A 13764-nucleotide genomic window follows, 5' to 3' on the forward strand; every position below is an offset into this window, starting at 1 on the left:
CAGCAGGACCTCAAGCAGCAGCAGGCGCTCGCGACGGCGGCGGCGGCGGCGGCGGCTTCGGCGGCGGCGGCGCCTCGGGGGGATGGTGATGCAGTTCACGAGCGAAGACCACGCGCAGGTCGCTGCGGCCATCGCCCGCGCCGAGGAAAACACCTCGGGCGAGATCTTCTGCGTCGTGGCGCGGCAGGTGTCGTCCTATCGCGACGTCAGTCTGGCCTGGGCGGCGGCGGCGGCCCTGCTGCTGCCGCTGGGCCTGATCCCGCTGGGCTTCGGCGCCCACTGGCTGCCCGGCCTTCCCGGTCTGGGCGGCGACTGGCAGGCGGCCCATGTCGCCGCGCGTGATGTCCAGATTGGCCAGGCCCTGGCCGCCTACGCCCTGATCCAGGCGGCGGTCTTCCTCGGCGTCTTCCTGCTGACCCTGATCCCGACGGTGCGCCGCTGGGTCACGCCTGCTCCGCTGAAGCGCACCCGGGTCCGCCGGGCGGCCCTGCAACAGTTCCTGGCTCACGGCCTGCACCTGACCGAGGCGCGGACCGGCGTGCTGATCTTCGCCGCCCTGGCCGATCATCAGGTCGAGGTCATCGCCGATCACGGCATTCACGCCTGCGTCAGCCCCGAGGTCTGGGCCGACGCGGTCGCCGCCTTGACCGCCGATCTGCGTCGGGACCGTCTGGTCGAGGGACTGGAACAGGCCATCGCCCTGTGCGGCGCGGTTCTGGCGGAACAGTTTCCGCCCCGCCCCGCCGACGCCAACGAGGTTCCCGACCGGCTGGTTGTCATCTAGGCCTGATAAGGCCCTTGCGGGAGCGCCCCCCGAGGCGCGATCCTGTTCTCCGTCGCCGCCCGGCAAGGATTCATGCCCAGACTTCTGACCTATAACGTGCATCGCTGCGTCGGCGTCGACCGCAAGCTGGACGTGGCCCGCATCGCCGCCGTCATCGCCGAGCATGAGCCGGACATCGTCTGCCTGCAGGAGCTGGATGTCGGCCGCGCCCGCACCAACGGCGTCGATCAGGCCGGTGCCATCGCCGAACGTCTGTCGATGAGCTTCCGCTTCCATCCGGCGATGAAGGTCGAGGCGGAGCAGTACGGCGACGCCATCCTGACCCCGCACCCGGAACGCCTGATCCGCGCCGCGGCCCTGCCGACCCTGCCCAACCTGCGCGGGCTGGAGCCGCGCGGCGCCCTGTGGTCGGCCATCGACTTCGACGGGATCACGTTGAACGTCTTCAACACCCATCTGGGACTGGTCCCGCGCGAACAGCGGATGCAGGCCGCCGCCCTGATCGGGTCGGAGTGGTTGGGCGATCCGGCGTGCAAGGGGCCGACCATCCTGACCGGCGACTTCAACGCCACCTCGATCACCCGCCCCTATCACGCCCTGACAAAACGCTTGGTCGACGCCCAGCGCCAACTGGGGCTGAAGCCCTCGGTGAAGACCTTCCCGTCCAGCTTCCCCGCCATCCGCATCGACCACTGCTTCGTCAGCCCCGAGATCAGGGTCACCGGCGTCATGACGCCCCTGCATCCCCTGGCGCGGGTCGCGTCCGACCACCTGCCGCTGGTCATCGACTTCGAGTTTCAGCCCGGCGTCTGATCGTTGGTCACCCGGGGCCGGTGAGAGCGGTTCAGCCGCCTCCACGGCCGCCAGGCGTCGGCGGACGAGCCCGGATCGCCCAGCTGCCATTCGGCGACCATCCGCTGGACGGCGTTGGGCAGGTCCGAGCCCAGGACCGTCATCCGATCCGCGCCGAACGTCTGCACCGCGCGGCCGACCGACCCCATCACCCCCTCGGCCTGGGCGAAGTCCTCGCCCGACACGCCCAGGAAATGACCGATGGACCGCTGGCGGAAGCGGCGCACGACGTCGCGCCCTTCCTGCGTTTCGGGCTCGGCCGCCACGTCGCACTCGGTGTCCAGCCCTTGCGAGCGGTTGTTCAGATTGGTCGAACCAATCCGCAGCAGCCGGTCGTCGATGACCGACATCTTGGCGTGGACGATGATCCGATCCCCTTCGACGGTGCGGGGACTGAAGGCGAAGAAGCGGTTGTAGCGGTCCGCCTGCTCCAGCCGGAACAGGACCTCGGCGCGGGCCGTGTCCATCGTCAGACTGTCGAACCAGCTGGGGCTGCGCCCGGTCGAGATCAGCACCACCTCCGGCCCGTCCGGCTCGGCCAGCCGGTCGGCCAGGGCGCCCGCGATGACCGGCGAGGTGAAATACTGGTTCTCCAGATAGATCAGGCGTTTCGCGCGGCGGACGGATTCCAGGTGCAGGGCCTCGTTCTCGCGCACCTCGGGCCGGCCGCGCACGCGGGGTTCGGTGCGGGCTATGCCGACCGGCACGTCGGTCAGGGCCGGCTCGACCCCGTCGGGCCAAGGATCGCCGTCGGCTTCTTCCGGCAGGGTCCGCTCCCAGGTGGCGCGGAACCAGCGTTCACGCGCCAGATCGCCCAACGCCCTGGCCGCCGGCCCGTCCATCACGCACATCACCTCGTGCCGGGGCGGGCTGATCAGGCCCGAGGGCTGGCAGCGGCGAGGGTCCTGATCCAGGTGGTCGTCGGTGTCCCAGCGATCCGTGGCGATGTCCCCACCGCCGCAGAAGGCCACCTTGTCGTCGATGACGATCACCTTCTGATGGTGGCAGGCCCCCAGAACGCCAGGCTTGTCGAGGCGGAACTCGACCGTCCGCTTGCGGAACCAGCTCTGGGCCCTGAGCGGATAGAAGCCCTGGGACGCGGCGATCAGCAGCGGCGATTTCCAGATCAGCAGCCGGATGTCCAGATCGGGTTTCTGGCGCACGAGGCTGCGCAACTGATGGCCGATCTCGCCGCGCCGGTCCGTCAGGGGCGACTCCGGGTCCAGTCGGGTGCGGGGGTCGAACTGCCAGCCGAGGACGACGATCGACTTCTCCGCCTTGTGCAGCGCCGAGGCCAGAGCGTCGAAATAGGCGTTGTTCTCCATCAGGGGCGTGAAACGATGCGCCGTCGCCACGCGCCAGCAGTCGCGCCCGGGTTCGAGCAGTCGGCCCTGATAGATGTCGCCCTGGTCGTGCATACGGCCTGACTGCCTGATTCGCGTGACGGTCCGCCCCGCGCCCGGAAATACAGTGACGCTCCGATGGTTTTCGTTCCACGACCCGCGGTCAATGGCCCAGCTTCACAAAGGGGCCGCATTGTGAACGGCGGTCGCTTCTGTCGTGATGTCCCCATGCAAATGCTGCTGGAAATGCTGGCTGGCCTGATTGCGATGCTCGCTGCGGCGGCGTTGTCGCAGTTCGGCGTCGATTTGCACGCGCCGCGCCACTCGGAACGCGAGATCCAGCGCGTTCAGGACTGCGAGGATACGCCCGCCTCGACCATCGTAGTCGCCGCCCCCAGCGACTGCTGAGCCGGACGGCCCGACACGGCTCCGTCCCCGATCTTCCTTGTGAATCCCGCCCTGCGAGCCTTTGCGCGACCGGATCGAGCCGCTAGGGTCCAGACTCCGCGCGCCCTCGCCGCGTTTCTGGCGAATAGTGAACGAGAACGACGCCCATGAAGTCCAGCCATCGGCCGCCGCTCAACCTTTCCGACCCGGAACCGGGCCAGGCTCAGGACGAGTCCGCCCTCGCCGACGACAACGCCGAAATCGACGCGCCGGAAGCCCTACCCGAGCTGGCGCCCGAAAAGCCGATGTCCGAGCGCCGCCGTCGTCGTCTGCTGGAGGAGCAGCGCCTGGCCGAGGAACGGGCCGCCGCCCTGCACGCCCAGCCCGCGCCCGACCTGCCCCCGTTGGCGGTGTCCGCCGACGCCCCACCCGCCGTCGTGGACGAGGCCGCGCCGCCGGCCCCCGTTTCCGCCCGCCGCGCGCCTGCCCCGAAATCCAGCGGCAGCGCCTATCTGATCGCCGGTCTGGCCTCGGCCCTGTGGATCGGCGGCGTCGCCTCCTGGTTCGCCTATGAGTTCGGATCGGGCGCTGTGGCGCTCGAGCCCCTGCGACTGGCCGTTTACGCCCTGATCGCCCTGGCCCCCGCCGGTCTGGCCATCATGCTGGCCCACGCCGTGCGTCAAGGCGCCAGCCTGGCGCTGGAAACCCGCCGCGCCCGCGACATGGCCGAGGCCCTGGTCGGCCCGACGGCGCTGGCCGCCCATCAGACGGGGCAGGTGCTGACCGCCATGCGCGGCGACATCGACCAAGCGGCCCTGGCCGCCGAACGCGCCCGCAACGACATGAGCCTGCTGCGCGAAGCCCTGGCCCAGGAAACCGTCCGCCTCAACGAGGCCGCCGACAGCGCGGGCCGCACCGCCCGCCGCCTTGCCGACCAGTTGGGCCGCGAGCGCGAACAGATGGGCGCCCTCGGCGTCCAGCTGGACAGCCAGGCTGTCGGCGTCGTCGACGCCGTCGAGCGTCAGTCGCGCATGGTGGTGGACGCCTCCGACCTGGCCCAGACCCAACTGCGCGAGGCCGAAGCCGCTCTGGCCGCCCGCGCCGCCGACCTGGCCGCCGCCGCCAATGAGGCCCAGGACGCCGCCCGCGCCGCCGCCGACGACCTGGCCCGCCAGACCCTGCGTCTGGAAACCGCCGGCAGCGGCGTCGCCGAACAGATCCAGTCCGTCGAGGAAGGCCTGAGCCAGCAGCGCGCCGCCCTGGTCACCGCCGCCTACGCCCTGCGCACCGATCAGGAAGACTTCTCGGCCCAGATCGAGAGCCAGCGCGCCCAGTTCACCGAGCAGTTGTCCCTGACCCGTTCGGCCGCCGGCGAACTGAACCAGACGACCGGCGACGTCAGCGACGCCATCAAGGCCCAGATCGAAGCCGCCGCCGACCAGTTCCGCGCCCTGGTGGACCTGTCCCAGCGCGAGGCCGACGGCTTCGACCACGCCACCAAGCTGGCCCTGGACCGCTTCGAGGCCCTGGCCGCCGAGGCGCGCGATCTGCTGGTCGAAGAGACCCGCCGCGCCCTGACCGCCTTGCAAGCCACCGCCGAGGAGCAGCGCGCCGCCGCCGCCGCCGCCATCGAACAGGCCCAGATCCGCGCCGACCGCCTGGGCGAATCCCTGTTCGACGCCGCACAGAAGGCCGACGAAGCCGCCGAGGCTCGCATCGACGGCGCCCGCAAGATCGTCAACCAGACCGCCGACATGGTCGACCTGACCGGCGAGAAGGTCGTCGAACGGCTGGAAGGCACGCTGGAGCGGATGACCGCCGCCCTGGCCCAGGTCGAAAGCGCCGTCGCCGAGATGGACGACCGCGCCAGCCGCCTGCCGGAGGAAGCCGCCGCCCGCGTCGACGCCGTGCGCGCCTCGGTCGAGCACGGCCTGGCCGCCCTGTCCGCCGCCTCGAAAAAGGCCGCCGAGGACACCGAGGCCCTGGAATCCGGCTTCCAGGACCGGGTGCGCCGCAACTACGATATGTTGACCGAAGCCGTGCGCGTCATGGGCGTGGTGTCCGGCGACACCCCGACCGCGCGCCGCCGCGAACCCCTGCTGTCCGTCCCGACTGAAGCGCCGCGCTACAAGCCGCGCCCGGTCGAGCCCAAGCCGGAACCCACACCCGAGCCCGCCAAGCGCGTCGAGGAACGCGGCTTCGGCCTGCGCGGCCGACTGCGGCTGGAGCCGACCGGCGGCGAAACCGCGGCCCCGGCTCCCGGGAAAGACGAGACGCTGGACTGGAACGACCTGATCGACGGCGCGGATCAGGACGCCGAGGCGCACGAGGTCCCGCTGGAACTGGACGCCCCTGTTCCGGCGCCCGCCGACGCCGGCGCCCTGGCTGACCGGATCACCGCCGCCATCCGCCGCATGGGGGTCGATCCCAACGCCCTTCTGCCCCGCGCCCGGATCGAGGAAGCCGCCCGCGCCCTGGCCGTGCAGGAACCCGACCGCGCCCGCCAGATCGTGCGCCGCGTCGCCCCCGCCGCCGTGCGCAGCGTCTCGCGCCGCATCCTGGCCGACGCCGACCTGCGGGCCGACGCCGACGCCTATGTCCGCGTCTTCGGGCAGGAAATGCAGGATCACGCGCGTCAGGGCGACGTCCACGACGTGCAGGCGCGCCTGGCCACCGACGAAGGCCGCGCCTTCATGCTGCTGGACGCCGCCATCGGCGACCTCGGCTAGGATTTCGGCCGCAAAGCTGTCGCAATTTGACCCGTCGGGCTTGACCTCCCGCCGGGTTTGACCGCACCGTCCGCGCAGCTGTCACGTCAGTGTCACACAGGATGAGTTCCTTGCTGGATATGGATTCCGGGCCTGGCCCCGACCGACGGCCCTCCATCGCCATCTGCGCCTGGAATCCGGCCGAACGCGGCTGGGACCCGGTCGAGGATCTGTCGGGCGAACCGTGGAATCCGCCTGGGGCGCGCACCCTGGCCGTGCCTGGCGACGCCTCCGCCGACGTCCTGGCCGACACCTTGAGCCGGCATCTGCGCGACGCCGATTGCGGCGCCCTGCTGCTGGTCGGCCGCACGGCGCTGCCCGGCGGCTTCCGGCTGCAGATGCGGGCCGAGAACCGGCGCATGGACGGAACCGAGCGGCTGGATCACACCGGCCCCGGCGTGGCCCGCGCCACCGCTCCCGTCGCCGAGATCGTCCGCGCCCTGGCCGACGTGGGCCTGACCGCCCTGGCCGCCTCGGACGCCGAAGAGGATGCCGGCAGCTATATCTTGTATCGCATCCTGAACGACCTGCCGGACGGTCCGGTCTCGCCATCCATCGGCCTGATCCGCGCGCCGCTGGACGCCTCGGAAGCCAAGATCCATCTGGCGGTCAAGACGGCGGCCTCGGCCATGGCGCGCCACTTGACGCCCCTGCCCCGCCCCAGCGCCGCCTAGGCCTTCGTCAGCCGCGACTGCAGGATCAATCCGGCCAGCCCCCCGGTCGCCGCCAGCGCGGCCATGGCCAGATAGCCCTGGAGGCCAAAGGCGTCGTAGAGCGGCCCCGACGCCGCCGTGGCCAGGCCGATCAGCACCCCCGCCGACACCACGGAGCTGAGCGTCTGCGCCGCCGTGTGACTGTCGGGCGGCGACAACCGCTCGACGATCTGCACACCGGCCAGATAGGTGGCGGCGAAGCTGAGCGCGTGCAGGGTCTGAAGCGGCCACAAGGCCCACAACGGCGGGGCGAACGCCATCAGCGTCCAGCGCACCACCGCAGCTCCCGCCCCGACCGACAGCATCAGCCACGGCCCGATCCCGGCGCGCCGCCGCCACGGCTCGATCACCCACATGAAGCCGATCTCGACCAGGACGGAAAAGGCCCACAACAGGCCGGTCATGCTCTCGGGGATGCCCTGCGCCTTCCAGGCGATGGCCGAAAAGCCGTAGTAGAAGGCGTGCGCCGCCTGCACCGCCCCGACGGCGAACACAGCGGTCATGAAGACCGGATCGACGACCAGCCGCCCCAGCCCCTTGAACCGTTCCAGCCCCGGCAGGCGCGCGCCCTCGGTCACCGGCTCGGCGGGCAGAACACGCCAGGCCGTCATCGCGATCAGCACCGCCGCCGTGCCGATCCAGATGATGACCGCATCCGGCGAGGCCCGCGTCAGCAAGGCCCCCATGCCGATGTTGGCGACCACGAAGGCCGCTGAACCGCAGCCGCGCGGCAGGGAGAAGTCGAAGCCCTCACGCTTGGCCACCCGCAGCGTCATCACGTCGCTGAGCGGGATCAGCGCCGCCGCCGCCGTGGCCCCAACGAACCAGCAGACCGCCCAGGCCGCGAAACCCTGAACCAGGCCTGCCCCGCCATAGCCCAGGGCCATGGCCAGGCCCAGCAGGGCGATCGGCGTGCGCCTGTATTTGAACCCGTCGGCCCAGACCGCCAACAGCGGCCCCGTCGCCAGCCGCCCCAGCATGGGGATGGCCAGCAGGGCGCCGATCTCGGCCCCGCTCAGCCCCTGCTCGCGAAACCACAGGCCCGCGAACGGCAGGGTCACGCCGCTGGCGGCGAACAGCAGGATGTATTGCAGGGCCATGCGCGGGGCGGATTTCATCGCCGCTGCGATAGCAGACTCCCGCGAAGTTGTGGTCTAGACATTAATCCATGAGCCACGATCGCAACCTGCTCGTCTTCGCCGCCTTCAACGGGGCCATGGCCGTGGCCCTGGGCGCCTTCGCCGCCCACGGCGCCGGGCCTGCGATCAAGAGCCTGCTGACCACGGGCGCCCAATATCAGATGGTGCACGCCGTCCTGGCCGTGGCTTGCGCCGTCTGGGCGACGGGCGGCAAGACCGCGCGCCTCGCCGGCTGGCTGGCGGCGGGCGGCGGACTAGTCTTCAGCCTGGCCCTGGCCATGATCGGCCTGCTCAGCCTGCCCGTCATGGGCATGCTTGCCCCCGTCGGCGGGACGCTGATGATCGCCGGCTGGATCGCGCTGGCCGTCGCCGCGTTCCGCTCACACATCGTCAACGCCTGACCCTCCAATCTGAAATCCCCCCTCCAGACATGGCCTTTCCCGTGACCGACACCCCGCGCCGCGCCCTCTACCCCGAGCTGGAGGCCTACACCTCGGGCTGGATGCAGACCGACAGCGTCCACGAGATCTATTACGAGGAAAGCGGCAACCCGCACGGCGTGCCGGTCATCGTCCTGCACGGCGGCCCCGGCGGGGCGGTCAATCCGGGGATGCGGCGCTACTTCGATCCGGCCAGATACCGCATCGTCATGTTCGACCAGCGCGGCTGCGGCCTGTCGCGACCGAACGCCTCGCTGGAAAACAACACCACCTGGGATCTGGTCGCCGACATCGAGCGTCTGCGCGAGAAGCTGGGCATCGACAGGTGGGTCGTCTTCGGCGGGTCGTGGGGTTCGACCCTGTCGATGACCTACGCCATCAAGCACCCGGATCGCTGCCTGGCCCTGATCCTGCGCGGCATCTTCCTGCTGACGAAGAAAGAGCTGCACTGGTTCTATCAGGACGGCGCCTCGATGATCTTCCCCGACGCCTGGGAACGCTTCCTGGCCCCCATCCCCGAGGCCGAGCGCGGCGACCTGATGGCCGCCTACAACAGGCGCCTGCTGGGCGACGACGTCGAGGAGCGCAACCGCTGCGCCGTGGCCTGGTCCAGCTGGGAAGGCGAAACCGTCAGCGTCCAGGGCCCGTCGGGCAAGCCGGACAAGTTCGCCGAGCCGGAGTTCGCCGTGGCCTTCGCCCGCATCGAGAACTGGTACTTCACCAACGGCGGCTTCTACGACAGCGAGAACTGGATTCTCGAGAACATCGACACGATCCGCCACATCCCCGGCTGGATCGCGCAGGGCCGCTTTGACGTGGTGACGCCCATCTCGGGCGCCTGGGCCCTGCACCGCGCCTGGCCCGAGGCCAGACTGGACATCGTCGGCGACGCCGGTCACGCTTCCAGCGAGCCGGGCATCATCGACAGCCTGATCCGCGGCACCGACTGGGCGGCCGGCCTCTAGATCGCTTCGCCCGCGCTGACCGTCCGGGCGACGGTCGGCGGCGGGTTGGTCTTCAGCACCATTTCGTTGAGCTGGAAGCCGATGCGGCGCGCCTCGCGCTCCTCCGGCTTCTTGATCGCGGCCAGAACGACGTTGATCTGGGTGTAGTGCTGGATCAGGCGCACCGGCTTGCCGTCGGCGTTGCGGCCGAAGAACAGGATCAGGTCCGGCCCCCAGAATCCGACGTCAACGATCTGCATGGTGCCGTCGCCGGGCAGGCCCACGACGCGGGCGCCGATCTCCTCGTCCTTGTCGAGGTTGGCCTCGAACTCCTCGATCATCTTGGACAGGCGGACGAAGGCCCACTCGGCGGGGTTGTTACGCATCCGCACGCCCTCGGCCAGGGCCGCCGCCTCGTTCTTGGGATCGGCCATGACCGGCTGCGGACAGGGCGTGTCGCCGCAGTCCGAGAACATGGAAGGGTCGGCCTTGGGGATGGGAGCGGCGTCGGATTCGGGCGTCGGAGCGGTCATGACGTCAGCCTAACGCCTGAAACCGCGATCAGAACAGTCCCTGCCCCTTCGGCAGTTCGACATAGCGATGCACGTGGGTCGACAGGATCAGGCCGAAGCCGATCATCACCGTCATCATGGTCGAGCCGCCATAGGACAGCAGCGGCATGGGCACCCCCACGACCGGCGCCAGACCCATCACCATCGCCCCGTTGATCAGCACGAACAGCGCCAGGAAGGCCGCCATGCCCGCCGCGCTGATCCGGCCGAAATGGCTGTGCGACAGCGAGGCGATCCGCAGCGAAATCAGGATCAGCGCCAGATAGCAGGCCAGAACGGTGAAGGAGCCGACGAAGCCGAACTCCTCGGACACGGTCGAGAAGATGAAGTCGGTGTGCCGCTCCGGCAGGAACTCCAGCTGACTCTGGCTGCCCAGGCCGTAGCCCTTGCCCAGCAGGCCGCCCGAACCCAGGGCGATCTTGGACTGGATGATGTTGTAGCCCGTGCCCGACGGATCGGCCTCCGGGTTCAGGAAGGTCAGGACGCGGTTGCGCTGATAGTCATGCATGACGAACATGACGAAGGGCGGGATGATCGCCACGGCGGCGGCGGCGCCCGCCGCGATCACGCGCCAGCTCAGCCCCGCCATGAACATGACGGCCGCGCCGGTCAGGCCGATGACCATGGCCGAGCCCAGGTCAGGCTGCTTGGCCACCAAAAGGAAAGGCACGCCGATCATGCCCGCCGGGATCAGCAGCTTCCACGACCAGCGGGCGTCCTGGGCCGAATGGCCGTGATACCAGCGGGCCAGGGCCAGGACGAGACCGATCTTGACGAACTCGGCGGGCTGGATGCGGATGAAACCGAGGTTCAGCCAGTTCTTGGCGCCGCCCGCCATATAGCCCATCGGCGTGAACTCGATCAGCAGCACCATGAACAGCAGCAGGCCGTAAAGCGGATAGGCGGCGTGGAACCACCACTTGGGGTGGACCATGGCCAGGCCGATCATGGCGACCAACAGGACGCCGAAGCGCAGCAGATGCTTCCATGCCCAAGGGGACCAGCTGCTGCCGGCGATCGAATACAGCATGGCCGTGCCGATGCCGGCCAGGACGCACAGCAGACCGATGACCCGCCAGTCCAGCTCGGCCAGCTTGCTGGACAGCCGGTCGCGTTCGCCGGGACGGGACAGGGCGGAGGCGGTCATTGCGGCGTCTCCGAAAGATAGGGGCGCGGCCCGGAAGAGGCCGTCGGCGCCCGCACAGCGGGGGCGCGCGGCGTGAAGGCCTCGACGGCGGCCTGGCCGGTGACCTCGCCGCCGGGCTCCAGCTCGGCCTCGTCGGCGCCGATGGGGCCGACGGGCTCGGGCGGCAAGGGCCGCTCGATGCGGGCGCGCATCTCGGGATCCTTCAGCAAGGCGACCTTCATCACCTCGCGCGCCTTGGGCGCGGCGTCGGCGGCGCCGCCCGAGGGGGCGTGCTGGATGATCAGGGCGATGGCGTAGCGCGGCGCATCGTGCGGGGCGAAGGCGACGAACAGGGCGTGGTCGCGGCGCGACCAGACCGCGTCGCGCGGACCGCGCGAGCCGGTGCCGTAGTCGCGCGACTGGGCCGTGCCGGTCTTGCCGGCCATCTTGATGTCGCCCAGGCCCAACTGCGAAGCACGATAGGCGGTGCCGGTGACGTCGTTAGCCACGGCGGCCATGCCCGCGCGCACGATGTCCAGGTGCTCGTTGCTGAACGGCAGGTCCGGCACGTCGCCGCCGGACGGCTGTTCCTTGCCGCCGATGGACTTGATCAGGCGCGGCGTGATGGCCTTTCGGCCGTTGGCCAGGCGCGACACCATCACCGCCTGCTGCAGGCAGGTGATCGACACCGCCCCCTGCCCGATGGCGACCGACAGGGTTTCGCCGGGGTGCCAGACCGGGTCTCTGGGGCGCGCCTTCTTGACCCATTCCGTCGTCGGCAACAGGCCCTTGGACTGACCGCCGATGCCGATGTCATAGGTGCGATGATAGCCCAGATCCTCGGCCACGCGGGAAATCCGGTCCACGCCCGCCCGATTGGACAGGTGGTAGAAATAGGTGTCGCACGAGTTCTTGATGGCGTTGTGCATATCCATCGCCCCGTGCCCGCCCCGCCGCCAGCAGCGGAAGGTGCGACCGCCGTAGCGATAGCCGCCGGAGCAGACCACCCGCTCCTTGGGATCGATCCCGGCGTCCAGGAAGGCCAGGGCCGTGGTCATCTTGAACGTCGATCCCGGCGGGAAGGTGCCGTAGATCGCCTTGTCCAGCAGCGGCTTGCGCTCATAGTCCGCCAGGGCGCGATAGACCTTGGACGGCACGCCCGACACGAACAGGTTGGGGTCGAACGACGGGGCCGAGACCATGGCCAGGATATCGCCGTTGCGGACGTCCATGACCACGCAGCTGCCCGATTCCTCGCCAAAGACCTCCAGCGCCCGGTTCTGGACGTCGTTGTCGAGCGTCAGCACCACCTCGGCGCCCGGCACGGCGGCTCGGGATCCCGCCACGTCCTCGGCCACCACGCGACCGCGCGCGTCCACCTCGACGCGCTTGCCCCCGGCCTCGCCCCGCAGGTCCGCGTCCAGAGATTTCTCGACCCCCTGACGACCGATGCGGAAGCCGGGGTTGAACAGGATGGATGGCGGCTCCTCGCCCTTGTCCCGGATCGCCTTGACGTCGCGGTCCGACACCTTGGCCACATAGCCGATGACGTGGGCATAGGCGCCCCCGTGCGGATAGTAGCGGGCCTCGTTCATGTCGGCCATGACGCCGGGCAGTTCGGCCGCGTGCAGATTGACCTTGGAGAACTCCTCCCAGGTCAGATCGGCCTTGACCGGCACCGGCGAGAAGCGCGGCGCGGCGTTGACCTCGCGGATGATGGTGCGGCGACGCTCCACCGTGTCAGGCAGCAGTTGGCCGAGCAAGTCCAGGGTCTGATCCAGATCCTTGGTCTCGTCGCGCACGACCAGGACGCGGAAGCTGGGCCGGTTGCCGGCCACGATCACGCCATGGCGATCCTTGATCAGGCCACGCGGCGGCGGGACCAGACGGAAGTTGAACTGGTTGTTGGTGGCGAGGGTGGCGTATTCCTCGGCCTTGACGATCTGAAGCTGCGCCAGCCGCCCGACCAGAGCCACCGTGCCCAGCGCCATCCCCCCGCCCAGCAGGAAGGTGCGCCGCAGGAAGGAACCCTGCCGCTCGTTCACGTCCGAGAAGAAGATATGGGGTTCGCTGCTCATCGGAAGCGCACGTCGGCGTCGTCAAATCGCTGGATCAACCAGTCGGCCAGAGGGAAGAGCAGAAGCGTCGGCACGACCTGCCCCATGACGGCCAGAATGCTCGGCGCGTTGCCCACCGTCATCATAATGATCGCGTAGGCCAGGAAGAAGGCCAGACCGGTCGAGGCGACATAGAGGGCGAACAGGACGATGGTCGCCTGCCCCGCCAGGAAGTTCGAGGCCAGCAGGATCGCGGCATAGACGGCCATCAGACTGAGCGGCCACAGGCCCAGAGGCCCGCCCCAGAAGAGGTCGAGGAACAGGCCCAGTCCGAACAGAACCGCCGGCGCCAGCATGGAGGGCCGGATCAGGGGCCAGGCGAAGGCCAGGACGATAGGAAAGACCGGCTCGGGCAGGTTCAGACCGAACAGCCGGAACGGAACGGCCAGCAGCACCGTCACCGCGATCGCGGTCAAGGCGGGATAGACGATCCATTGCAGCGGGCCGACGACGCGGACCGTGATCGCCCGTCTCACTCTGCCGCTCCTGCGGGGGTCGGCTCCGCGGCAGGCGTCGACGCGGCGGGCTGAACCGGCGCGGGCGTCGTCGGCCGGGGCGCGGCGGGACGCGGTTGCGGCG

General features: G+C 69.8%; 13 protein-coding genes. 7 read left to right on the forward strand and 6 right to left on the reverse strand.

Features of this window, described 5'->3' with window-relative positions; all coding sequences use genetic code 11:
- Positions 1-88 precede the first annotated feature (88 nt).
- A complete protein-coding gene (locus tag ACREEF_RS13985) occupies positions 89-784 on the forward strand; it encodes a TPM domain-containing protein (RefSeq protein ID WP_431566181.1) in 696 nt (231 codons plus the stop codon).
- Positions 785-856: 72 nt separating this feature from the next.
- On the forward strand, positions 857-1597 hold the full coding sequence (locus ACREEF_RS13990; RefSeq protein ID WP_431566182.1) for an endonuclease/exonuclease/phosphatase family protein: 741 nt from the start codon (positions 857-859) through the stop codon (positions 1595-1597).
- On the opposite strand, the gene ACREEF_RS13995 is transcribed toward ACREEF_RS13990, so the two are convergent.
- Positions 1582-3054, reverse strand: a complete 1473-nt coding sequence (locus ACREEF_RS13995; protein ID WP_431566183.1) for a phospholipase D-like domain-containing protein — start codon at positions 3052-3054, stop codon at positions 1582-1584. The genes ACREEF_RS13990 and ACREEF_RS13995 overlap by 16 nt on opposite strands.
- A 153-nt stretch (positions 3055-3207) precedes the next feature.
- Here ACREEF_RS13995 and ACREEF_RS14000 point away from each other — a divergent pair, with 153 nt between their 5' ends.
- The 3 genes from ACREEF_RS14000 to ACREEF_RS14010 all read left to right on the forward strand — a co-directional run bounded on the left by ACREEF_RS14000 (position 3208) and on the right by ACREEF_RS14010 (position 6808).
- Positions 3208-3387, forward strand: a complete 180-nt coding sequence (locus tag ACREEF_RS14000; protein ID WP_431566184.1) for a hypothetical protein — start codon at positions 3208-3210, stop codon at positions 3385-3387.
- A gap of 146 nt (positions 3388-3533) precedes the next feature.
- Positions 3534-6095, forward strand: coding sequence for a tipN (locus tag ACREEF_RS14005; protein ID WP_431566185.1), 2562 nt, complete (start codon positions 3534-3536; stop codon positions 6093-6095).
- Between the two features lie 119 nt (positions 6096-6214).
- Positions 6215-6808, forward strand: coding sequence for a hypothetical protein (locus tag ACREEF_RS14010; protein WP_431566193.1), 594 nt, complete (start codon positions 6215-6217; stop codon positions 6806-6808).
- Here the strand turns inward: ACREEF_RS14010 and ACREEF_RS14015 are convergent.
- Positions 6805-7965 (reverse strand): MFS transporter, encoded by a 1161-nt coding sequence (locus tag ACREEF_RS14015; protein ID WP_431566186.1) that lies wholly within the window; start codon positions 7963-7965, stop codon positions 6805-6807. The two genes, ACREEF_RS14010 and ACREEF_RS14015, sit on opposite strands and share 4 nt — an antisense overlap.
- A gap of 50 nt (positions 7966-8015) precedes the next feature.
- On the opposite strand from ACREEF_RS14015, the gene ACREEF_RS14020 reads away from it, so the two are divergent.
- Entirely contained in the window at positions 8016-8387 is a 372-nt protein-coding gene (locus ACREEF_RS14020) for a DUF423 domain-containing protein (protein ID WP_431566187.1), read from the forward strand.
- 29 nt (positions 8388-8416) lie between these two features.
- Positions 8417-9391, forward strand: a complete 975-nt coding sequence (gene pip, locus ACREEF_RS14025; RefSeq protein WP_431566188.1) for a prolyl aminopeptidase — start codon at positions 8417-8419, stop codon at positions 9389-9391.
- On the opposite strand, the gene ACREEF_RS14030 is transcribed toward pip, so the two are convergent.
- The 4 genes from ACREEF_RS14030 to ACREEF_RS14045 are packed head-to-tail and all read right to left on the reverse strand — an operon-like array spanning position 9388 to position 13661.
- The gene (locus tag ACREEF_RS14030; protein WP_431566189.1) at positions 9388-9903 is read right to left on the reverse strand and encodes a DUF6173 family protein; all 516 of its coding nucleotides are present in this window, start codon (positions 9901-9903) and stop codon (positions 9388-9390) included. The genes pip and ACREEF_RS14030 overlap by 4 nt on opposite strands.
- Positions 9904-9931: 28 nt before the next feature.
- A complete protein-coding gene (gene rodA, locus ACREEF_RS14035) occupies positions 9932-11089 on the reverse strand; it encodes a rod shape-determining protein RodA (protein WP_431566190.1) in 1158 nt (385 codons plus the stop codon).
- Positions 11086-13146 (reverse strand): penicillin-binding protein 2, encoded by a 2061-nt coding sequence (gene mrdA, locus ACREEF_RS14040; protein ID WP_431566191.1) that lies wholly within the window; start codon positions 13144-13146, stop codon positions 11086-11088. The genes rodA and mrdA overlap by 4 nt, the downstream gene beginning before the upstream one ends.
- Positions 13143-13661, reverse strand: a complete 519-nt coding sequence (locus tag ACREEF_RS14045; protein ID WP_431566192.1) for a hypothetical protein — start codon at positions 13659-13661, stop codon at positions 13143-13145. Before ACREEF_RS14045 ends, mrdA begins: the two co-directional genes overlap by 4 nt.
- Between the last annotated feature and the right edge of the window lie 103 nt (positions 13662-13764).

Origin of the sequence: Brevundimonas sp., assembly GCF_050729455.1 — a bacterium.
Taxonomy (GTDB): Bacteria; Pseudomonadota; Alphaproteobacteria; order Caulobacterales; family Caulobacteraceae; genus Brevundimonas.